This is a genomic window from Streptomyces sp. NPDC021749, from assembly GCF_040640655.1.
Taxonomy (GTDB): domain Bacteria; phylum Actinomycetota; class Actinomycetes; order Streptomycetales; family Streptomycetaceae; genus Streptomyces.
This window is the reverse complement of the sequence record NZ_JBFACE010000023.1, coordinates 98013-120334: the sequence shown is the minus strand read 5'-3', so window position 1 is coordinate 120334 and position 22322 is coordinate 98013. Positions and strand designations below refer to the sequence as shown.

The 22322-nt window shown below is 73.5% G+C and carries 15 protein-coding genes and 1 pseudogene; 5 read left to right on the top strand and 11 right to left on the bottom strand.

Annotated features, from left to right (window positions below):
• Nucleotides 1-31: 31 nt before the first annotated feature.
• Nucleotides 32-1075, top strand: coding sequence for a 2-hydroxyacid dehydrogenase (locus AB0G35_RS22765; RefSeq protein WP_360952314.1), 1044 nt, complete (start codon nt 32-34; stop codon nt 1073-1075).
• A gap of 77 nt (nt 1076-1152) precedes the next feature.
• Here the strand turns inward: AB0G35_RS22765 and lysX are convergent, their stop codons facing one another.
• Entirely contained in the window at nt 1153-4470 is a 3318-nt protein-coding gene (gene lysX, locus AB0G35_RS22760; protein ID WP_360952311.1) for a bifunctional lysylphosphatidylglycerol synthetase/lysine--tRNA ligase LysX, read from the bottom strand.
• Nucleotides 4471-4474: 4 nt separating this feature from the next.
• A complete protein-coding gene (locus AB0G35_RS22755) occupies nt 4475-5095 on the bottom strand; it encodes an Ig-like domain-containing protein (protein WP_360952308.1) in 621 nt (206 codons plus the stop codon).
• Nucleotides 5096-5336: 241 nt separating this feature from the next.
• On the opposite strand from AB0G35_RS22755, the gene AB0G35_RS22750 reads away from it, so the two are divergent.
• Both AB0G35_RS22750 and AB0G35_RS22745 read left to right on the top strand, forming a co-directional pair.
• A complete protein-coding gene (locus tag AB0G35_RS22750; RefSeq protein ID WP_261954615.1) occupies nt 5337-5531 on the top strand; it encodes a hypothetical protein in 195 nt (64 codons plus the stop codon).
• Between the two features lie 44 nt (nt 5532-5575).
• The gene (locus tag AB0G35_RS22745) at nt 5576-6727 is read left to right on the top strand and encodes an MFS transporter (RefSeq protein ID WP_360952353.1); all 1152 of its coding nucleotides are present in this window, start codon (nt 5576-5578) and stop codon (nt 6725-6727) included.
• Nucleotides 6728-6784: 57 nt separating this feature from the next.
• Here AB0G35_RS22745 and AB0G35_RS22740 read toward each other — a convergent pair whose 3' ends face one another.
• The 6 genes from AB0G35_RS22740 to xylB form a co-directional block, all read right to left on the bottom strand.
• The gene (locus AB0G35_RS22740) at nt 6785-8026 is read right to left on the bottom strand and encodes a phosphodiester glycosidase family protein (protein WP_360952305.1); all 1242 of its coding nucleotides are present in this window, start codon (nt 8024-8026) and stop codon (nt 6785-6787) included.
• A gap of 193 nt (nt 8027-8219) precedes the next feature.
• Nucleotides 8220-8861 (bottom strand): N-acetylmuramoyl-L-alanine amidase, encoded by a 642-nt coding sequence (locus AB0G35_RS22735; RefSeq protein ID WP_360952302.1) that lies wholly within the window; start codon nt 8859-8861, stop codon nt 8220-8222.
• A gap of 241 nt (nt 8862-9102) precedes the next feature.
• On the bottom strand, nt 9103-10518 hold the full coding sequence (locus AB0G35_RS22730) for a family 2B encapsulin nanocompartment shell protein (RefSeq protein ID WP_360952299.1): 1416 nt from the start codon (nt 10516-10518) through the stop codon (nt 9103-9105).
• 97 nt (nt 10519-10615) lie between these two features.
• Complete coding sequence (locus AB0G35_RS22725) at nt 10616-12028, bottom strand: family 2B encapsulin nanocompartment shell protein (protein ID WP_360952350.1); 1413 nt, start codon at nt 12026-12028, stop codon at nt 10616-10618.
• Nucleotides 12029-12182: 154 nt separating this feature from the next.
• The gene (locus AB0G35_RS22720) at nt 12183-13469 is read right to left on the bottom strand and encodes an ROK family transcriptional regulator (protein ID WP_360952296.1); all 1287 of its coding nucleotides are present in this window, start codon (nt 13467-13469) and stop codon (nt 12183-12185) included.
• 99 nt (nt 13470-13568) lie between these two features.
• A complete protein-coding gene (xylB, locus tag AB0G35_RS22715) occupies nt 13569-14996 on the bottom strand; it encodes a xylulokinase (protein WP_360952293.1) in 1428 nt (475 codons plus the stop codon).
• A 151-nt stretch (nt 14997-15147) separates the two neighbouring features.
• Here xylB and xylA point away from each other — a divergent pair, with 151 nt between their 5' ends.
• The gene (gene xylA / locus AB0G35_RS22710) at nt 15148-16311 is read left to right on the top strand and encodes a xylose isomerase (RefSeq protein ID WP_360952290.1); all 1164 of its coding nucleotides are present in this window, start codon (nt 15148-15150) and stop codon (nt 16309-16311) included.
• A 27-nt stretch (nt 16312-16338) separates the two neighbouring features.
• Here xylA and AB0G35_RS22705 read toward each other — a convergent pair whose 3' ends face one another.
• Nucleotides 16339-17304 carry an acetylxylan esterase gene (locus AB0G35_RS22705; protein ID WP_360952287.1) on the bottom strand — a complete coding sequence of 322 codons (966 nt, stop codon included), beginning with the start codon at nt 17302-17304 and terminating at the stop codon, nt 16339-16341.
• A gap of 135 nt (nt 17305-17439) precedes the next feature.
• Here AB0G35_RS22705 and AB0G35_RS22700 point away from each other — a divergent pair, with 135 nt between their 5' ends.
• Nucleotides 17440-18288 carry a hypothetical protein gene (locus AB0G35_RS22700; protein WP_360952284.1) on the top strand — a complete coding sequence of 283 codons (849 nt, stop codon included), beginning with the start codon at nt 17440-17442 and terminating at the stop codon, nt 18286-18288.
• A 21-nt stretch (nt 18289-18309) separates the two neighbouring features.
• Here the strand turns inward: AB0G35_RS22700 and mmuM are convergent, their stop codons facing one another.
• Nucleotides 18310-19230: a homocysteine S-methyltransferase gene (gene mmuM, locus AB0G35_RS22695; protein ID WP_360952281.1), complete on the bottom strand. Its 921-nt coding sequence runs from the start codon at nt 19228-19230 to the stop codon at nt 18310-18312.
• A gap of 128 nt (nt 19231-19358) precedes the next feature.
• Nucleotides 19359-22222 (bottom strand): annotated as a pseudogene (locus AB0G35_RS22690) (glycoside hydrolase family 2 TIM barrel-domain containing protein).
• Between the last annotated feature and the right edge of the window lie 100 nt (nt 22223-22322).

The window sequence follows — 22322 nt, the reverse complement described above, 5'->3', positions numbered from 1 at the left end:
CCCGCCCCCCGCCCCAGGAGAAGAAGACCCCATGAGCACCACCGTCCTCGCCGCCGGCAACCACTTCATCCGCCCGGCCCTGTTCGCCGAGGCCGTGCGCGCGGCCGCCGGGGACACCCCGCTGGACATCCGCGAACTCCGCTACGACTGGCCGCACACCCCCTTCGGCCCGGTCGGCGAGGTCATCGAGGCCTCCGGCACCGAGGACGAGATGATCGAGGCGCTGCGCGGCGTCGAGATCTGCGTCACCGAGCACGGCCCGCTCACCGAGCGGATCCTCGCCCACTGCCCCGACCTCAAGCTGTTCTGCACCAGCCGCGGCGGCCCGGTCAACGTCAACCTCGAAGCCGCCACCCGGCACGGCGTCCCGGTCTGCCACGCCCCCGGCCGCAACGCCACCGCCACCGCCGAGCACACCCTCACCCTGATGCTGGCCGCCGCCCGCGGCGTCGGCGACACCCACACCGACCTGCGCCGCGGCGTCTGGCGCGGCGACTACTACGACTACGACCGCTGCGGCATCGAGATCGACGGCGCCACCGTCGGTCTGGTCGGCTACGGCGCCATCGGCAGCCGGGTCGCCAAGGTCCTCGCCGCGATGGGCGCCCACGTCCTGGTCCACGACCCGTACGTCCGCCCCGAGGCGCTGGCCGGCCTCGCCGAGCAGGTCACCCTCGACGAACTGCTCGGCCGCTCCCGCATCGTCTCCCTGCACGCCCGGGTCACCGACGAGACCCGCGGCATGATCGGCCGCGAGCAGATCGCCGCGATGCGCCGCGGCGCGATCCTGGTCAACTGCGCCCGTGGCGCGCTCCTCGACTACGACGCGGTGTGCGACGCCCTGGACGCCGGGCAGCTGGCCGGCGCGGCCTTCGACGTCTTCCCCGAGGAGCCGCTGCCGGCCGGCTCCCGGCTGCTGACCGCCCCCGGCGTGGTGCTCACCCCGCACATCGCGGGCGGCAGCCAGGAGGTCGCGCACAAGGCGGCCCGGATCGTCGCCGAGGAGGTCGGTCGCCACCTGCGCGGCGAGAAGCTGGTGCACTGCGCCAACCCCGAGGTCTTCCAGGGGAGTTGAGGGACCGGCGGATGCGCAACGGCCACCACCCGGGCAGGGGTGGTGGCCGTTGCGCGGAGCTTCCTCGCCGTTCCGGCTCAGCGCCGCCGGACCAGCGGGAACGGCAGCGTCTCGCGGATCGACAGCCCGGTCAGGAACATCACCAGCCGGTCCACGCCGATGCCGAGACCACCGGTCGGCGGCATCGCGTACTCCAGGGCCTGCAGGAAGTCCTCGTCCAGCTCCATCGCCTCCGGGTCACCGCCGGCCGCCAGCAGCGACTGCGCGGTCAGCCGCCGCCGCTGCTCGACCGGGTCGGTCAGCTCCGAGTAGGCGGTGCCCAGTTCGGTGCCGAACGCGACCAGGTCCCAGCGCTCGGCGAGCCGCGGGTCCTTGCGGTGCTGCCGGGTCAGCGGCGAGACGTCGGTGGGGAAGTCCTTGTAGAACGTGGGGAGCTGGGTCTTCTCCTCTACCAGGCGCTCGTACATCTCCAGCACGATGTCGCCGCGGCCCATCTCCGGCTTCACCGGCACCGCCGCGGCATCGCACAGCCGGCGCAGCCGGTCCGCCTCGGTGTCCGCGTCGACCTCCTCGCCGAGCGCCTCGGAGATCGCGCCGTAGACGGTCTTGACCGGCCAGATCCCCGAGATGTCGTGCTCGACGAGCTTGCCGTCGGCGTCCGCCTTGCGGGCGGTGGCGCTGCCGAACGCGGCGATCGCGGCGCCCTGGATCAGCTCCCGGGTCAGGTCGAGCATCACGTCGTAGTCGGCGAACGCCTGGTACGCCTCCAGCATCGTGAACTCGGGGTTGTGCTTGTAGGAGATGCCCTCGTTGCGGAACGTCCGCCCCATCTCGAAGACCTTCTCCATACCGCCCACGCACAGCCGCTTGAGATACAGCTCCGGCGCGATGCGCAGATACAGGTCGAGGTCGTAGGCGTTGATGTGGGTGTGGAACGGGCGGGCGTTGGCGCCGCCGTGGATCTGCTGGAGCATCGGGGTCTCGACCTCCAGGTAGCCGCGGTCGATCAGCCCCTGGCGCAGCGCCTGCACGGCCGTGCTGCGGGCCCGTACGGTCTCCCGGGCGTCCGGCGAGACGACCAGGTCCACATAGCGCTGGCGGACCTTGGCCTCCGGGTCGGACAGTCCGCGCCGCTTGTCCGGCAGCGGCCGCAGGCACTTGGCGGTCAGCCGCCACTGCGTGACGAACACGGTCAGCTCACCGCGGTCGCTCGCGCCGATCTCGCCCTCGGCCTCGACGTGGTCGCCGAGGTCGATGTCCGAACCGAAGCGGTCCAGCAGCTCCTTGCCGGTGCCGTCCCGGGTCAGCGCGATCTGCAGATCGCCGGACCAGTCGCGCAGCTCGGCGAAGAGCACACCGCCGTGGTCACGGGTGCGCAGCACCCGGCCGGCGACGCTGACGGACTTGCCGGTGCGGGTCCCGGCCGCCAGGTCCGGGTACTCGGCGCGGACCTCGCCCAGGGTGTGCGTCCGCTGCACGCCCACCGGGTACGGGTCGGTGCCGTCCGCCCGCAGCCGCTCCAGCTTGCGGTGGCGCACCCGCACCTGCTCGGGCAGCGCGGCCAGCTCCCGCTCGTGCAGCTCCTCCTCGGTGGCCGGCGGCGCCTGGACCAGCCCGAGTTCGTCCAGCGACGGCAGGCCGGCGGTGCTCGCCGGGGCCAGCATCCGCTTCTTGTGGCCCTTGCCCCACAGCTTGCCCAGGCTCGGTACGGCCACGAAGCCCTCGGCGATACCGGAGGCCAGACCGATCCGGGCCAGCGCACCGGCGTCCGCGTAGCACAGGAACCGCGGGTACCACTCGGGGTTGTACTTGGCGTTGGAGCGGTAGAGCGCCTCCAGCTGCCACCACTTGGAGAAGAACAGCAGCAGCCGGCGCCAGAACTTCAGCACCGGGCCGGCGCCGATCCGGGCGCCCTCCTCGAAGGCGGAGCGGAACACCGCGAAGTTCAGCGAGATCCGGCGCACGCCGAACGACCCGGCCTGGGCGCACAGGCGGGCCACCATGAACTCCATGACGCCGTTGGGTGCGGTGCGGTCGCGGCGCATCACGTCCAGGGAGATGCCGTCCGGTCCCCAGGGGACGAAGGACAGCAGCGCGATCATGTTGCCGTCGCCGTCGAACGCCTCGGCCAGCAGGCAGTCCCCGTCCTCGGGGTCGCCGAGCCGGTCCAGCGCCATCGAGAAGCCGCGCTCGGTCTCGGTGTCCCGCCAGGCGTCCGCCCGGTGGATGACCTCCTGCATCTCCTCGTCGGTCAGCGCGGAGTGCCGGCGCACCCGGAACGTCGCGCCGGTCCGCTCGACGCGGTTGACGGCCTGGCGGGTCACCCGCATCTCCCGGCCGTCCAGGTCGAAGTCCTTCACGTGCAGGATCGCCTCGTCGCCGAGCTGGAGCGCGCCCAGCCCGCTGCGGGCGAACGCCTTGGCGCCGCTCTCGCTCGCGCCCATCACGGCCGGCTGCCAGCCGTACCGTCCGGCGACCTCCAGCCAGGCCTCGATCGCCTGCGGCCACGCCTCCCGGTCACCGACCGGGTCACCGCTGGCCAGGCAGACACCGGCCTCGACGCGGTAGGTGACGGCGGCCTTGCCGCTGGGGGAGAAGACCACGGCCTTGTCGCGGCGGGTGGCGAAGTAGCCGAGGGAGTCCTGGCTGCCGTAACGGTCCAGCAGCGCCCGGATCCGGGCCTCCTCGTCACCGTGCAGCGCGGCCTCCATGCGCTGCGAACGGAACAGTGCGGCCGCGGCGTTGAGCAGCGCCAGCGCGCCCAGCAGCCCCAGGACGGTGCTGGTCCAGTGCGGCGGATGGCCCTCGACCAGCCGGCCGCCGACCAGCCCGCCGCAGACCCGGTTCGCCGCCCACAGCAGGCGGTTGCCGCCGCCGGCCTCCAGCGTGCCGGGCGCCAGCGTCACCAGCCCCCAGCCGATCAGCACCGCCGCCGCGAGCCCGCCGATCAGCACGCCGATGGCGCGCAGGAACGCACCGCGCCGGGTGATCGCGTAGAACTCGCGGTGCGAGACCAGCAGCAGCACCAGTGCGCCGGCGCACAGCACCAGCGAGATGGCGAACTCCCAGTAGCCCGCGGCCAGGAACAGCGCATCGGCGAGGGTGACCAGCACCATGTAGGCGACGACGAACCACAGCGCCACGCGTTTGCGCGCGGTCATCGCCGCGCCCAGGAGGAAGAGGAACGCCGCATAGGCGAAGTTGGGCGCCACCGGGATCGTGAGCGTGTCCAGCCAGTAGATCACCGGATGGAGTCCGCGCCGGAGGGGCCCGATCAGCGCCGTCAGGGCGCAGAAGAGCCCCAGCACGCTGAAGATGATGGCGAAGCCGTTCGGGACGCGGCGCCGGAAGCGCCGCCACCCCGTGAGTTGATCCTGGTCCTGCACGGTGCTCATTCCGTCACACTAGGCTCTGAAAGGGGTCAGCTGCTCGACGCGAGGGCACGGTTTCCCGCCCATCGGGAACGGGCTCGGCATTCCAGTCTCCGATCCCGATGGTCGTATCGTCTTTCCCTCGTACGGAGGATGCGGTGACTGTAGCGGGTTCACCCACCCGGACCTTGCCACAATCCCGCGCCGGAGCCGAGTCGGTGCCCGTCCGTCCGTTCCTCAGGCTCAGGTCATGGCTCCTCGCCGTGGTCAGGGCCTCCTTGGCCGCGCCGCGACCGCCCCGGCCGTCCTTCGTGAGGGCGACGACGGAGTACCTGGTGTCCGGCGCGGCCGGCGCACTGGCGGTCCATACGGTTCCGCCGCCGCCGAGTCCGCCGGGCAGCCGCCGTCCCCGGGGGTCGGAGACCGTCACCTCGGTCAGCACCCCGCCCTGGGCGGTCACCCGCAGCCGGTCGCCGGCCTGGACGGTCCGGGCCCCGTCGGCCGCGCCCAGGGTCACCCGCACCGGGCTGCCCTGCGCGCCCGCTGCCGCGCCGCCCCCGCACCCGGTGAGCGACCCGGCGCCGACCACCCCGGCCAGGGCGAGTGCGGCACGCCACGAGCTGCGGCGAGCGGAGGGGCGAAGGGGCATGGGGTGTCCGTCGGGAGTCAGGGAGGGCGGCGATGTCGGCCGCTAAGACGGGCAGCGCCGCGACTCCGTTGCGGGGAGTGAAGTGATCCACGTCACGATCGCCGGGTGTTCTTCCTGGCCGGTGACCCGCAGTGAACACCCGGATGGAGCATCGGGCCTCGAACCGGACATACCCCGAAATACGCCAAACTGGCCACCCCTTGCCGCCCGTTCGGGCGGCGGTTGAGGAGGTGTGCGTCCCATGGCTATTTCCATCTCGGTCGTGCTGCTGCTACTGACCCTGACGGTGATCTTCCTGCGCAGCGGAAAGCTCAAGTTCTCGCACGCCCTCGTGTGCGCACTGCTCGGCTTCTACCTCGCCAGCAGCAGCCTCGCCCCGGACATCCACCAGGGGCTCGCCGGCGCCGCCGATGTGGTGAGCAGCGTGCGCCCGTGACCCTGGCGGCCTACCGGAACCTCGCGGTCGCCACCCTCGGCTTCATGGTCACCTTCTGGGCGTGGAACCTCATCTCCCCGCTCGGCAACGCCTTCAAGAGCAGCCTCGGCCTGACCGACGTGCAGCTGTCGGCCCTGGTGGCGGTGCCGGTGCTGGTCGGCTCCCTCGGGCAGGTCCCGGTCGGCGCGCTCACCGACCGCTATGGCGCCCGGGTGATGTTCCCGCTGGTCTCGACGCTGACCATCGTGCCGGTGCTGCTGCTGATCCCCGCCAAGCACTCCTACGCCGCGATGCTCGGCACCGGTTTCCTGCTCGGCCTGGGCGGCACCGCCTTCGCCATCGGCATCCCGCTCGTCAACGCCTGGTTCCCGCCCCGCAAGCGGGGCCTGGCCCTGGGGATCTTCGGAATGGGCACGGGCGGTGTCGCCCTCTCCGGCTATCTGACCCCGCGGATCCACCACTACGACGAGAACCTGCCCTATCTCGTCGTCGCCGTGGCGCTCGTCCTCTTCGCCGTCGCCGGCGCCCTGATGATCAGCGACCACCCGGCCCGGCCGGTGCCCACGGCCCCGCTCGCCACCCGGCTGGGCCGGGCGGGCCGGCTGCGCGTCACCTGGGAACTGGCCGCGCTGTACGCGATCGGCTTCGGCGGCATCGTCGCGTTCAGCGTCTACCTCCCGACGTACCTGCAGACCTGGTATCACCTCGACGCCGCCGACGCGGGAGCCAAGGCGGCCGGCTTCGCGCTGGTCACGGTGGTCTTCCGGCCGGTCGGCGGCTGGTGCTCGGACCGGGTGCACCCGGCCGTGGTCACCGCCTGGGCGCTCGGCACGGTCGCGGTGCTCGCCGCCGTCCAGGCCTTCGACCCGCCGCTCGATCCGGTCGGCACCGTCGACTTCCTGGTCATGGCGGCCGGCCTCGGCGCGGCCAGCGGCTCGGTCTTCGCGCTGGTCTCCCGGGTGACACCGCAGGCGGGGGTGGGCGGCGTCACCGGCATCGTCGGCGCCACCGGCGGCCTCGGCGGTTTCGTCCCGCCGCTGGTGATGGGCGCCGTCTACAGCGCCAAGGGCAGCTACGCGATCGGCTTCCTGCTGCTCTCCGACCTGGCGCTGGCCGGCTCCGCGTACGCCGTCGGCCGGATGCGCACCGCGGGCGCCGGGGCGCGCCAGGGGGACGCGACCGCCGGGCGGGCATGACCGCCGCAGGGCGGTTGGGGGCCGGCAGGGCGGTTGGGGGCCGGCAGGCCCCGCCGCTCACCCGAAGGAGAAGATCCCGACGCCGTTCGCCACCGGGCGCTCCGCCCCGCCCGACGGGTGGTTGCGCACCACGACCCCGTCGCCGCCGCCGTCGTCGGTGACCAGCGTCGAGGACCCGCCGCCGTCCAGGTTCATCGCCTCCTCGGACCCCAATTCCGCCATCAGGGCGGCAAGTTCACTCACCGTCAGGCCGGTCTGGCCGCGTGCCCCGTCCAGGGCCATCAGGTACAGCACCCGCCCGCCGGGCGCGATCCCCGCGGCGGTCCGCACCGCCACCGCCACGGTGTCCAGCCCGGCCACCGGCAGCCCGTCCCGGACGATCGGGAAACCGCCCACCGCGAACCGCAGCGGCACCGGTCCCTCGCCGGACAGCCGGTAGCCCACCCGCAGCGGTTCGCCGAGGTGCAGCTTGCGCAACTGCCGCGCGCCCTCCTCCCGGCCCACCAGCACCACACTCCCCGCGGCCACCCCGCCGGCGCCCGGAGCGTCCTCCACCGCCGTCACCCGGCCGTACCGGACCGTGACCTCCGCGGTGTCCGTGCTGCACGGTGCCGCCCGCTCGGTGTCCGATCCGCAGACCGCCCGCTCCCGGGACGCCGGGCCCCACTGCGCGGTGTACGCGCCGATGGCGTCCTCCGGCAGCGCGTACTGGTTGAGCCCGCGCAGCGGCAGCGCACCCTCGGGGGTCAGCGCCACGCCGTGCAGGGCGAGCCGGTCCAGCCGTGCCCGGCGGTCGTAGCCCACGCCGAGGACGTCCTCGGTGGTGGCGCCGGGCGGCAGTACGGGACCGAAGCGCTGCCCGTCGGGCACCGCCCCCTTCAGCTGCCGGCCCCCGACCACGGCCGGGCCGACCGGGGCGCCGGTCGCCTCCACGCCCGGATGCTGGGTCTCGGCGATGTGGAAGAAGTCCCCGTTGACGGCCGCCACCGCACCCCGCGCCGCGGCCAGGCGGGACACCGGCGCCCGGGCACCGACCGCCCCCGGGTACAGCAGGTCCACCGACACCCGCGGATCGCCCAGGTCGACCGTCAGCAGATGCCCGTGCACCACACCGCGCGGCAGCGTCATCCGGAATTCGCCGTACGCCACACCGGGTGCCAGCGTCCGGGCCCCGGAGCGGTGCAGGGGGGCGCCCGCGGCGGTGGCCGGGGCCCCGCCCGCCATCCCGCCGCCGGCCAGCACGCCCCACACCGCCAGCACCGTCAGTACCGCGCGAACCCGACCGAATCGCTGCTTCACGATCGCCCCTGACGTCACGTCAACTGCACCGGGTACCGGAGACGTTCACCGCGCCGTGTGCACGCGGCACGCCCGACCATGGACCGCTCACTATGACCTGGAGGCGTCCTGAATCCGTACACCCGCGGAACGGCCGTCGTGTCGCCGGGACGCCGCCCGGCCGGCGGTCCGGCCCGGGCCGGCGTGCGCCGGGTCATCTGCCGTGCCGCCAGGACGCCTCGGTGACCAGCTGCAGATAGCGTGCCCAGTCCCAGAACTCGCCCGGGTCGGTGTGGTCGGAGCCGGGGACCTCGATGTGGCCGATGATGTGCTCGCGGTCCACGGGGATCCCGTAGCGGTCGCAGACGGCGGCGGTGAGCCGGGCGGAGTGCTCGTAGAGCGCGTCGGTGAACCACGTCGGGTCGTCGATCCAGCCCTCGTGCTCGATGCCGATGCTGCGGGTGTTGCAGTCCCAGTTGCCGGCGTGCCAGGCGACGTCGCGCTCCCTGACGCACTGGGCGAGGTGGCCGTCGGCGGAGCGGACGACGTAGTGGGCGGCGGCCTTGTGCCGGGGGTCCTGGAACAGCCGGAGGGCGTCCTTGTAGGTCTCCTGCGTCACATGGATCACGATCATGTCGATCGGGTACTGGTCCGGGCGGTTCGCGGCGGTGAAGTTGGACGTGCTGGCCGGCACCCATTCGACCGGGGGATAGCCGTCGCCGCGGTGCGGTGTACGGCGGCGCGGGCCGGCCAGGGCGGCGGACGCGGTGAGCGGGGCGAGGGCGGCGGACGCGGCGAGGGCGGCGGCGCCGGTGATCAGACGCCGGCGGGCGGGGCGGGGGTGGCGGGGCTCCATGTGGACTCCTGACAAGGACCGGGGGTGGTCGCGTACATGTCACGCACATGCGATGCGTTCATCATGCGCAACCGGACAGGTCCTGCCAAGGGCATGGCCGGGCCGCCAATGGCTCGACCAAAGACAGCAACGACGCAGGTCACGAGCCGGGGACATACCTGATCGGTCGTCACCCGGCTGCCGCGCCCGGACCCTGAAGAGGCCGGCCCGGACGCGGCGGCGGACGGCGGCGCGCCGCCGGTCAGTGACCGATCTCGACGTCCTCCAGGACGCCCAGCGCGTCCGGCACCAGCACGGCCGCCGAGAAGTAGGCGCTGACCAGGTAGTTGATGACCGCCTGGTCGTTGATGCCCATGAAGCGCACGGACAGGCCGGGCCGGTACTCGTCCGGGATGCCGGTCTGGTGCAGCCCGATCACGCCCTGGTTCTCCTCGCCGACCCGCAGCGCCAGGATCGAGCTGGTCTGGTCCCGGGTGACCGGGATCTTGTTGCACGGCAGCAGCGGGATGCCCCGCCAGGCCCGCACCTCCCCGCCCTCGAACGGGACGGTGCTCGGATAGATGCCCCGGGCGTTCCACTCCCGCCCGATGGCGGCGATGGTCCGCGGATGCGCCAGCAGGAACTGCGTCTTGCGGCGCCGGGAGATCAGCTCGTCGAGGTCGTCGGGGGTGGGCGGTCCGGTGCGGGTGTGGATGCGCTGCTTGAGGTCGGCGTTGTGCAGCAGCCCGAACTCGCGGTTGTTGATCATCTCGTGTTCCTGGCGCTCGCGCAGCGCCTCCACGGTCAGCCGCAGCTGCTGGTCCAGCTGGTTCATCGGCCCGTTGTAGAGGTCGGCGACCCGCGAGTGCACCTTCAACACGGTCTGCGCCACGCTGAGTTCGTACTCCCGCGGCGTCAATTCGTAGTCCGCGAAGGTGCCCGGCAGCACCGGCTCGCCGACATGCCCGGCGGCCAGCTCGATCGCCGCCTCACCGTGCTTGTTCTGCGCCGGCACCAGCGCCGAACGGAACGCCTCCAGGTGCGCCCGCAGGGAATCCGAATCGCCTAGCACCGCCTCGAAGTCGCTGCGGTACAGGGTCAGCGCGGTCACCCGGGTCACCGCGCGCACGGAGTGTTCCCACTCGGCGTCCGCGGACAGCAGCGCCGCGGCGCCGATGGCCTCACCGTCGGCCAGCGTGCCCAGGGACGTCTCCTCGCCGTACTTGCCGGCGCCGAGACGGTCCAGTTTGCCGTGCGCGATCAGGATGACCCGGTCGGTCGGGCCGCCCTTGCGGGCCAGCACGTCGCCGGGGGCGAACTCCCGCTGCACGAAGCGGCCGGCCAGAGCCTCCAGGGTCGAGGAGTCGGCATAGCCGCGCAGCGGCGCCAGTTCGCGCAGCTCGGCAGGGATCACCCGGACGTCCGTACCGGTCGAGACGAACTCGATCCGCCCGTCGCCGAGGGTGTGCGTCAGCCGTCGGTTGACGCGGTAGGTGCCGCCGGAGACCTGCGTCCACGGCAGGATGCGCAGCAGCCAGCGGGAGGAGATCCCCTGCATCTGCGGCACGGTCTTGGTCGTGGTCGCCAGATTGCGGGCCGCGGCGGTGCCCAGGCTGGACGGATGCTGCTCGGCCTCGGAGGGCTGCGGGCCGGACGTCGGGTCCACCGATGTGGTCATGGAAGAAGCTCACCTGTTCTGTCGGTGCTGCGCTGTGCTGAGTGCTGCCGGGAGCGTGCGGTGACGCGTACTGCCGTGCTTTTCCTGCGGCGGCCGTTCACTGGCCGATCTGCACGTCCTCCAGCACGCCCAGCGCATCGGGCACGAGAATGGCCGCGGAATAGTAGGCGCTGACGAGATATTTGAGGACCGCCCGGTCGTCGATGCCCATATAACGCACCGAAAGGCCCGGTTCGTATTCATCGGGAATTCCGGTCTGGTGCAGACCGACCACACCCTGCTTTTCCTCACCGGTGCGCAGCAGCAGAATCGAGCTGGTGCGCTCCTTGGTGACCGGAATCTTGTTGCACGGGAAGATCGGCACCCCGCGCCAGGACGGCAGCGAATGCCCCATGAAATCCACCGCGGTCGGATAGAGGCCGCGGGCACTGCATTCCCGGCCGAAGGCGGCGATGGTCTGGGGATGGGCGAGCAGGAAACCCGGGTCCTTCCAGACCGTCGCGAGCAGTTCGTCGAGGTCGTCCGGGGTCGGCGGTCCGGTGCGGGTGTGGATGCGCTGCTTGAGGTCGGCGTTGTGCAGCAGCCCGAACTCGCGGTTGTTGATCATCTCGTGTTCCTGGCGCTCGCGCAGCGCCTGGATCGTGAGCTTCAGCTGCTCCTCGACCTGGTTCATCGGGTCGCTGTAGAGGTCGCCGACCCGGCTGTGCGTGCGCAACACGGTCTGCGCCACGCTGAGTTCGTACTCCCGCGGCGCCGCTTCGTAATCGACGAAGGTGCCGGGCAGGGCCGGCTCGCCGTGGTGCCCGGACGCCACGGACACCGCCGACTCGCCGCTGTCGTTCGTCGGCCGGGCGGCGGACCGGTCGGCCGTCGCCAGGTGCTCGCGCAATCCGGGGGAGCGGTCGATCACCTCCAGGCCCGCCTGGCGCGGCAGCGTCATGACCGTCACCCGGGTCACCGCGCGGTAGCTGAACTCCCAGGTCCCTTCGTCGGCTTCGAACGGGCCGGTGCCGAAATGGTCACCCCCCGCCAGCGCCTCCAGCACCGTCGCGTCGCCGTATTTCGCGGTGCCGATGCGGTCCACCCGGCCGTGCGCGATCAGCACCAGCCGGTCGTCCGGCGTACCGGCCTCGGCGATCAACTCGCCGGGTGCGTATTCGACTTGGGTGAACCGCTCACCGAGCGCCGCCAGCACCTCCTGGTCGGTGAAATCCCGCAGGGCGGGCAGTTCCCGCAGCTCCTCCGGGATGACCGAGACGTCGCCGCCGCTGATGTCGAAGTCGATGCGCCCGTCGCCGACGGTGTGGGTCAGCCGGCGGTTCACCCGGTACGTGCCGCCCGACACCTGCACCCAGGGCAACAACCGCAGCAGCCAGCGGGAAGTGATTCCCTGCATCTGCGGCGTGGTTTTGGTGGTGGTCGCCAAATTCCGTGCGGCGGTGGTACTCAGACTGGAATTCTGGGATTCTTCCGCACTGCTGGGCAGCGATCCGTCGGCAATCGTCACAATGCCACCTGTCTCATGGGAGGGTGCGATGCGGGACTGCTCCGGAACCGATTCACGGCGGTTTCGCGGCAGCTCGCCGAACCGACGGTAGCCGTGTGCTTTTTATCGGCACAATCGCTCAATGGGGTGGCATGGAAATCTCGTTCCATGGAAAGGTTTAGCCGGTTCGGCCCGGGGGAGGGTCAGCCGGGGTGCGGGAAGGGAGGGGGTCGTCGAGGACGGCTTGCAGCGCCGCGTGCGCCGCCCCCAGCAGGGGCCCGTCCGCCCCCAGCCGCGATACCGTCACGGGCGGCCCGCCGGCCCGCGCCGGATCCGCCGCCACGGCCGTCCGCAGCGTCAACTCCCCTTCCAGCGACGGCAGGACCCAGGGCGCGAGACCGGCCAGCGCACCCCCCAGGACGACCTCCCGCGGGTCGAGCAGGTTCACCGCCCCGGCCAGCGCGATGCCGAGCGCCGTTCCCGCCTTTGCCAGAGCCCGTACGGTGGCCGGGTCGCCGTCGGCCGCGCGGCGCGCGAGCAGCGCGATCCGGGCCCCCGGCCCCGCAGGCCCCGCCGCGGCCCGCCCGGAGGCCGCCCCGCTCGCCCGCAGCACGGCCGCTTCCCCCGCGTACTGCTCCAGGCACCCGCGCCCGCCGCAGTCGCACCGGCGGCCGTCCGGATACACCGGCACATGGCCCAGCTCCCCGGCGAACCCCCGCGCGCCGCGCAGCAGTCGGCCGTCCACCACGACCGCCGCCCCGATCCCGGCCTCGGCCGAGACGTGCACGAAGTCCGGTGGCGGTCCCGGCCGCCCGCCGTACGCACCGGCCGGCCCCAGTTCGGCCAGCGCCCCCAGGTTCGCCTCGTTCTCCACGGTCAGCGGCACGGCCGGGGAGCCCGCCGGGGCGGTCACCGGGGTCAGGCCGGGCGCCAGATCCGCCGCCCGCCAGCCCAGGTTGGGCGCGTGCACCACGGTCGTCCCGCCGCGGGCCACCAGCCCCGGCACCGCCACCGCGAGCCCGGCGGGCCGCAGCCCCTCCGCGGCGATCCGCCCGGTCACCTCCGCGAGCAGCTCCCCGAGCCGTTCCAGGACCGGACCGGGCGCGCTGTTCCGGTTCGCCGCGCCGACCGCCGCCCGGGCGCGAATCCGGCCGCGCAGATCGACCGCACACACCGCGAGGTGGTCCACGCCTATCTCCGCCCCGAGCCCCGCCGGGCCGCGGTCGCTGACCACCAGTTCGCTCCCCGGCCGGCCCCGGCCGCGGGGCGCCGACGGCCCGGACTCGGCCAGCAGCCCGGCCCGCAGCAGCTCGTCCACCAGCGGCGCCACGCCCGCCCGGGTCAGCCCGATCCGCGCCGCCACCGCCGGCCGCGACAGCGGCCCGTGCGCCGCCACGGCCCGCAGCACCCGGGCGAGGTTGCGCCGCCGGATGCCGGCCTGGGTGTCGTTGCCGGGCGGGGTCACGGGTCTCCTCGGAGGTGTCGGGTCGGGGCGTCGTCCCCGGTGGCGTTTCCGCCCGTGGGCGACGGGGGCCCGCGGACCGGGGCGGGTGCGGGCCGGGGCTCAGCGCCGCAGCAGCGGCTGCGCGTCGGCGAGGGTCGCCGCCAGGCGGTCCAGGGCGGCGTCGTCCCGCGGCCGGGCCTCCCACTCCGCGCCGCGCGCGGTGCCCCAGCGGCGGGCCACCGCAGCCGGGTCCTCACCCAGCAGCAGCCCGGCCGCCTGCGCCGCCGCGCCCAGCGCGACCAGCTCCTGCGCCTCGGGCACTACCACCGGGCGGCCGGAGAGCCGGCGGACCGTCTCCCGCCAGGCCCGGCCCTTCGCACCGCCGCCGATCAGCAGCAGCGGCGCCCCGGCCGCGGCGTCCGCGTCCAGCACCTGCTCCAGCGCCTGCAGCAGCGCGAACACCGCACCGTCGTAGGCGGCCTGCAGCAGCTGGCCGGCCGTGGTGTCGTGCCGCAGCCCGTGCACCAGTCCCGACGCCCCGGGCAGGTTCGGCGTGCGCTCCCCGTCCAGGAACGGCAGCACCACCACCTCGCCGCCCGGCTCCACGGCCTCCCGGTCGCGGCCCAGCAGCGCCGCCACCCGGTCCACGGCGAGCGTGCAGTTCAGGGTGCAGGCCAGCGGCAGCCAGTCGCCCCGGGCGTCGGCGAAACCGGCGACCGTGCCGGCCGGATCGGCCGGGCGGTGGGTGGAGACCGCGTAGACCGTCCCCGAGGTGCCCAGGCTCAGCACCGGCTGTCCGGGGCGCAGGCCCAGCCCGAGCGCGGCCGCCATGTTGTCGCCGGTGCCCGCGGCCACCAGGGCGCCGCGGGGCAGTGGCAGCTCACCGCCGTGCACCGTGCCGGCGGCCTCGCCCGGCCGGGCCACCCGGGGGAGTGCCTCCGGCGGCAGCCCGATGTGCGCGAGGATCTCGGTGTCGTACGCCCCGGTGGCCGAGGCCCACCAGCCCGTGCCGGAGGCGTCCCCGCGGTCGGTGACCGCCTCGCCGGTCAGCCGCCCGGTGAGGTAGTCGTGCGGCAGGCGCACCGCGGCGGTGGCGGCGGCCGCGGCCGGCTCGGTCTCCCGCAGCCAGGCCCACTTGGCCACCGTGAACGCCGGCCCCGGCACGCTCCCCACCCGGTCCGCCCAGGCCCGGGCGCCGCCCCGCTCGGCGATCAGCCGCTCGCTGTGGCCCGCCGAACGGACGTCGTTCCACAGCAGGGCCGGGCGCACCGGCTCGCCGGCCGCATCCAGTGTGACCAGCCCGTGCTGCTGGCCGGCGACCGACACCGCCGAGACCTGCCGGGCGGCGTCCCCGCACTGCCCCAGCGCCTCGCCCAGCGCCCGCCACCACTGCCGGGGGTCGCTCTCCTTGCCGGGGCCGCCGATCGTGTGCGGTGCCTGCCCGCGCGCGACGACCACACCGGTCTCCGCGTCCACGACCAGCGTCTTCGTGGACTGCGTCGAGCTGTCCACGCCGAGGACGAGCGGTCCCGCTGCCTGTGCGCCCATCGTGCTCTCTCCCTTGGCGGCCGCCGCCACACGGGTGCGCAGCCATCTCGCACGGTCTGCCTCCAGGGGGTTCCCCGGTGTGCCGCCGCATATTAGTTTGGCCGCCGCGGAATTTGTAAAACGCCTTGACGAAATGGCCGAGGGAGATGCGATGCGCTGTCAGCCGGTGCCCGGGGACAAATTCAGCTTCGGTCTGTGGACCGTCGGCTGGCAGGGCCGCGACCCCTTCGGGGACGCCACCCGCCGCGCCCTGGACCCGGTCGAGACCGTCCACCGCCTCGCCGGACTCGGCGCGTACGGCGTCACCTTCCACGACGACGACCTGATCCCGTTCGGCGCCGACGACGACCAGCGCGAGACCGCCGTCAAACGCTTCCGCCAGGCACTGGACGCGACCGGCCTGGTCGTCCCGATGGCGACCACCAACCTCTTCACCCACCCGGTGTTCAAGGACGGCGCCTTCACCGCCAACGACCGCGACGTCCGCCGTTTCGCGCTGCGCAAGACGCTCCGCAACATCGACCTCGCCGCCGCACTGGGCGCCCGCACCTACGTCGCCTGGGGCGGCCGGGAGGGCGCCGAGTCCGGGGCGGCCAAGGACGTCCGCGCCGCCCTCGACCGGCTCAAGGAAGCCTTCGACCTGCTCGCCCAGTACGTCGTCGAGCAGGGCTACGACCTGCGGTTCGCCATCGAGCCCAAGCCCAACGAGCCGCGCGGCGACATCCTGCTGCCCACCGTCGGCCACGCCCTGGCCTTCATCGAGCGCCTCGACCGCCCCGACCTCTTCGGCGTCAACCCCGAGGTCGGCCACGAGCAGATGGCCGGCCTCAACTTCCCGCACGGCATCGCCCAGGCGCTGTGGCAGGGCAAGCTCTTCCACCTCGACCTCAACGGCCAGAGCGGCATCAAGTACGACCAGGACCTGCGCTTCGGCGCCGGCGACCTGCGCGCCGCGTTCTGGCTCGTCGACCTGCTGGAGACGGCCGGCTACGACGGGCCGCGGCACTTCGACTTCAAGCCGCCGCGCACCGAGGACCTCGACGGGGTCTGGGCCTCCGCCGCCGGCTGTATGCGCAACTACCTCATCCTCAAGGAGCGCGCCGCGGCCTTCCGGGCCGACCCGGCCGTCCAGGACGCGCTGCGCGCCGCCCGTCTGCATGAGCTGGCCCGCCCCACCGCCGAGGACGGCCTGGCCGGGCTGCTCGCCGACCCCACCGCCTACGAGACCTTCCGCCCGGAGGACGCCGCCGCCCGCGGGATGGCCTTCGAGCAGCTGGACCAGCTGGCCCTGGACCATCTGCTCGGCGCGTCCTGAACCGGCCCCGCGGCCGGCTCGCCGGAATCAGCCGAAGAGCCTTTGGACGAAGCCGAGTTCGGCGGTCCGCTGGTCGGTGCCGCCGGTTTCGTGGGCGTTGAAGCGCCACACCGTCAGTTCCTTCTCGCCCGTGTAGTGGTGGTACGCGGCGAAGCCGGTGGACGGCGGGACCACGTCGTCGCGCAGTGCGGTCGCGAAGAGCGCCGGGGCGGTGGCCCGGACCGCGAAGTTCAGCCCGTCGAAGTGGTCCAGGGTGTCCAGGGCGGTGCCGACGTGGCCCCGGGCACCGGCGAAGTAGCGGCCGAGCTCGCCGTACGGTCCGGCGTCGGTGATCTCGACCGCGCGGCGGATGTGGGTCAGGAACGGCGCGTCGATCAGCGCCCCGGCGAGCCCCGGGACCAGGCCGGTCATGGCCAGGGCGAGCGCCCCGCCCTGACTGTGTCCGGCGACCACTATCCGCTCCGCGTCCACCTCGTCGTGGCCGCGCGCGGTCTCCACGGCCCGTACGGCATCGGTGAACAGCCGCCGGTAGTAGTAGTCGTCGGGGTCGAGCAGGCCCTGGGTCAGCCGGCCGGGGACGCCCGGGTTGCGGTAGCCGGCCGGGTCGGGGGTGTCACCGGGGCGGTCCGGGCCGCTCTGGCCGCGGGCGTCCATGACCAGGGTGGCGTACCCCGCCGTGGGCCACAGCAGCCAGTCGTGCGGCCGCAGCCGGCCGCCGCCGTAACCGAGGTACTGCACGATGCACGGCAGCGGACCGGCGGCCGCCCGCGGGATCAGGAACCAGCCGCGGATCCGGTGCCCGCCGAAGCCGGAGAACTCCACGTCGTAGGTGCGCAGCAGGGCAAGTCCGGCGTCGAGTGCGGTGAACCGGGCGGCCAGGTCATGGGTGCGGGCCTCGGCGAGGGTGCGCTCCCAGAACGCGTCAAATCCGGGCGGCTCGGGCAACGGGGGGCGATAGGTGCGCAGTTCGTCCAGGGGCAGGTCGGTGAACACGCGAAACCTCCGGGCCGTAGGGTGGCTTGCTGCCTGTCGCCAACGGTGCCCAGCGGACGGACATTTCAGCCCCGAAGTGTTCCAGCTTGGTCACCGCGTCCCGTGAAACCCAGTAAAGAAGCGATCATTTCCGTTATGAGCTTTCCGCCTCCGCCGCCCGGCCAGCCGCACCCCCCGAACCAGCCGCCGCCCGACAACCCGGGCGGTTTCGGACCGCCGGCCGGTGGCTACGGCCCCGCCGGCCAGGGCGGATACGGCTCCGGTGGCTACGGCCCGCCCGCGGGCGGCAACCAGGCCCCCGGCGGCTTCGGCCCGCCCGCGGGCGGCTACGGCCCACCGGGACCGGGCGGCCCGGGCGGTCCCGGCGGCTGGCAGCAGCCGCCCGGCCCGCCCAACGGCGGCGGCAACGGCAAGCTCATCGCCGCCATCATCGGCGGTGGCGCGCTCGTGCTGGCCGCCGTCATCACCGTCATCGTGGTGGCCAACAGCGACGACGGCGGCACCAAGCGCGCCCGGGCGTCGTCCAGTGCGAGCGCCTCCGCCACCCCGTCCGAGAGCGCCTCCGCCACGCCCTCCGACGACCCCTACGCCTCGCCCAGCAGCGACCCCGACAGCACGCCCTCGCCCTCCGCCGGCACGGTGCCCTTCTACCTGCAGAAGGTCGGCGACTGCTACGACCTGGACCCGAGCGGCCGCGGCAACAACACCGAGGCCTCCTGCAACAGCCCGCACGACGCCGAGGTCGTCGCCATGCACCGCCTCGGCGCGGGCCTGACCAGCGTGTCGGACATCCAGGACAAGGCGTCGTCGCTCTGCCGCGACGAGCTGGAGCGCAAGGCGTCCCGGCAGCCCGCCGGCACCGCCGAGGGCACCTACGTGCAGTACCCCAACCTCAAGGGCTACAACCTCGGCATCAAGACCGTCAGCTGCAGCCTGATGGGCAACCGCAGCAACACCCGGAAGCTCACCAAGCCGCTGTCCTGAGCACCGCCTGACCGTCCGGCATCAGTGGCCGAGGCCGGCCGCCAGCTCCGCGATGGCGTCCGGCCCCACCCGGCAGCAGCCGCCGATCAGCCGGGCGCCGTCCGCGACCCAGCCGGCGACCCGGCCGGCGCTGAACTCCGGTATGCCGCACCATGTCCGCGCCTCGGCGTCCCAGCGCTCCCCGCTGTTCGGATACACCACCACCGGCTTGCCGGTGATCCGCGCGGCCAGCGGCACCGCCCGGTCCGCGTCGTCCGGCGCGCAGCAGTTCACCCCCACGGCGATCACCTCCTCCGCCTCCGCCGCGAGGCCGAACGCCTCCGCCAGCGGCTGCCCGGCACGGGTCGTGTCCCCGGCGACGCTGTACGACAGATACGCCGGCACGCCCAGCCCGTGCACCGCCCGCAGCAGCGCCCGGGCCTCGTCGGCGTCCGGCACCGTCTCCAGCGCCAGCACATCGGGCCCGGCCGCCGCCAGCACCTCCAGCCGCGGCCGGTGGAACCGCTCCAGCTCCGCCACCGACAGGCCGTAACGGCCGCGGTACTCGGAACCGTCCGCCAGCATCGCGCCGTACGGACCCGCCGAAGCCGCCACGTACAGCGGCCCGTCGGCACCGCCCGCCCGCGCCCGGCCGGCCGCCTCGCGGGCCAGCGCCACGCTCCGCCCGAGCAGCTCCGCGGCCTCCCCCGCGCCGATGCCGCGCCGCGCGAACCCCTCGAACGTCGCCTGGTAGCTGGAGGTGATCGCGACCTGCGCCCCGGCCTCGTAGTACGCCAGATGCGCCCGCACCACCGCCTCCGGCTCCTCGGCCAGCAGCCGGGCCGACCACAGCCCGTCGCTCAGGTCGTGCCCGGCGGACTCCAATTGGTTGGACAGCCCGCCGTCGAGGACCACCGGCCCCGCGGCGAGGGCGTCGGCGAGCGTCGGGCCGGTGCTGACCATGGTGCGAACCTCCTGGTGTGCTGCCGGGCGGACCGTTTCCCAGCTCCTTCGGATCGTAGCTCCGCCCACTGACAACGCCCCCGGCCTGCGACGACGCCCGCCCCCTCACGGCAAGGCCGCGGGCCCGCTCAGGGCAGCGACGCGAACACGAACGAGAACCGCGCCGGGGCCGCCGTCAACTGGTACTGCGGCAGCACGCCCGGCCCGCACGACTGGCTGCCGATGCCGTGCTGCGCGTGGTCGAGATGCAGCCACAGGTGATCGCCCGGCCGCAGGTCCGGGGTGTGCCCGGCCGCGGTCAGCTCCTCGTCGGACCAGCGGCGGGCGGCGAAGGCGAAGTCCGGGTCCCCCTCGATCCGGAGGCCGGAACCGTCGGCGCGGGTCAGCCGTAGCCAGCGCACCCCGGGCCGGGAACCGTTCTCCTGCGGCCGGACGTAGGGCGTCTGCAACTCCTCCACCGCCAGCGACCAGCGGCCGGTGCGGGCGGCCGCCCGGGTGTCCGGATAGCCCTCCCCGGGCCCGCCGCCGTACCACTCCGCCCGCCCCAGGCTCCCGCACACCGCCATCCGCACCCCCAACCGGGGCAGCGGAACCGGCCAGTCGCCTTCCGGATCGACCGCCAACTCCAGCCGCAGCAGGTCGCGTCGGGCCGTCCAGCGGTAGACCGCGCGCAGCGCGAGCGGGGAGCCGGCCGCGGCCACCCGTGTCCGCACCACCAGCGCGAGGCCGTCCGGTTCGACGGCATCCACACGGTGGTGCATCCGGTGCAGGCCGAGCCGGCGCCATTCGGTGGCCGGCCGCGGCGCGGGCTGCCAGGGTGCGGCCTCGTCGTTGTCGGTCGGCGCCCGCCAGACGTGCAGCCGGGGGCCGCCGATCCGCACCCCGTCCAGATAGCCCAGCGTCCCGGTGGTGGCGTCGAACGTGCCCGGCCCGAGCACGATCACATTGCCCTCGCCGCGGCGCGGGCTGGCGGTGGGCACCGGAGGCACGTACGCCGGGCGCGGTACGGCCGGGAACTGGCCCCAGGCGACCTCGTGCCCGGCCGGCGCCCAGGCGGTGTCCCCGGCCAGCACGGCCCGCACCGTCCACATGGCCTCCCGGCCCTCGTCCCTCTCGTCCGCCATGTCCGGCAGCGCCGTCGCGACCGATCCGCCCGGCGGCGGCGTGGACATCTCCAGCCACCCGCTGCCGCACGGGTTGCCCTCCACCTCGTAACGCCACAGGAAGGAAAGATGCCCGAGCCCCGAGAAGTCGTAGAGATTGGTGATCCGGACCGTCTGCCTGCCGTTGTCACCGTCCGGTCCGGCCTCGATCCGCACCGGCTCGACGACCTTCTTCACCTCGGCCAGCCCCGGCGACGGCGTCCGGTCCGGCAGCACCAGGCCGTCGCACACGAAGTTCCCGTCGTGCAGCTCCTCACCGAAGTCGCCGCCGTAGGCGTGGTACACCTCGCCGTCCGGCGTCCGCTGCCGCAGCCCGTGGTCGATCCACTCCCACACGAAGCCGCCCTGACAGCGCTCGTACGTCTCGAACAGCCGCTGGTACTCGCCGAGTCCGCCGGGCCCGTTGCCCATCGCGTGCGCGTACTCGCAGAGGAGGAACGGGAGTTGACGGCGCCGGGCGTCCAGTGCGGGATCGTCCAGCGGCCCCTCGACGCGCCGCCCGATCCGCGACACCTCGGCGTGATCGGCGTACATCCGGGAGTAGACGTCGGTGTCGGCGCAGCTGCGGTCGCCCTCGTAGTGCAGCGGACGGGACGGGTCGCGCTCGCGCATCCAGGCGGCCATGGCGGACAGCCCGCGGCCGGTCCCGCACTCGTTGCCCAGCGACCACAGCACGATGCCGGGGTGGTTCTTGTCCCGCTCGACCATCCGGCGGGCCCGGTCCAGCAGCGCCGGCTCCCAGCGCGGGTCGTCGGCCGGATTGTCCCGCCAGTCCTGCTGCCCGAACCCGTGCGTCTCCAGATCGCACTCGTCGACGACCCACAGCCCCAGCTCGTCGCAGAGGTCCAGGAACGCCGGGTGCGGCGGATAGTGGCTGGTACGGACCGCGTTGATGTTGTGCTGCTTCATCATCAGCAGGTCCTGGCGCATCACCTCGGGCCCACGGTGCGCCCGTACCGCGGATGGAATTCGTGCCGGTTGACGCCGCGCAGCAGGATCCGGCGGCCGTTGACCTTCAGCAGCCCGTCCTCGACACACACCGTACGGAACCCGATCCGCAGCGGGACGGTCTCCCCGGCGGTGACCAACTCCCCGGCGTACAAGCGGGGTTCCTCCGCCGTCCAGGGCTGCACCGGCACCGTCGCGCTCTCCCCGGTCGCCAGGTCCAGCCCGAGCTCCGGTACGGTCACCCGCCCGGCCGGTGTGCACTCCACGCGCAGGGTGCCCCGGCCCGTACGGTGGTCGAAGCCGGCATGCACGAAGTGGTCGGTGACCGAGCCCTCCGGACGCCGGTGGACCGAGACGTTCCGGAAGATTCCGGGCAGCCACCACTGATCCTGGTCCTCCAGATAGCTGCCGGACGACCACTGGTGGACCCGCACCGCCAGGACGTTGCGGTGCGGCCGCAGCAGCCGCCCCACCTCGAACTCGTGCGGCAGCCGGCTGCCCTTGAAGTGCCCGAGCTCCTGTCCGTTGAGCCACACCCGGGCGCAGGACTCCACCCCGCCGAAATGCAGCACGGCCGGCCCCTCGCCCCAGCCCCCGGGCAGGTCGAAGACATGGCGGTGGTCACCGGTCGGGTTCTCGTCCGGCACCCGCGGCGGATCCACCGGAAAGGGATAGGCGGTGTTGGTGTACAGGGGGGCGCCGAAACCCTGGAGCACCCAGGTACCGGGCACCCTCAGCTCGTGCCACTCCGTATCGTCGAAGTCCGGCCGGGCGAACGCCTCGTCCTCGGCGTCGGCGCGCGGCGAGAGACGGAACCGCCAGGTGCCGTACAGCGAGATCCGGGGCGCGTCCGAGGACGGGTACCAGGCGCGCGGCGGCAGCGCGCCCCGGCCCGGCGAGCGGTCCTCGTAGTACGGGAGACGCTCGTCCGGATACGGGAGCCGGTCGTCCGACGGGCCCGGGGGGCGTGGTACGGGCCCC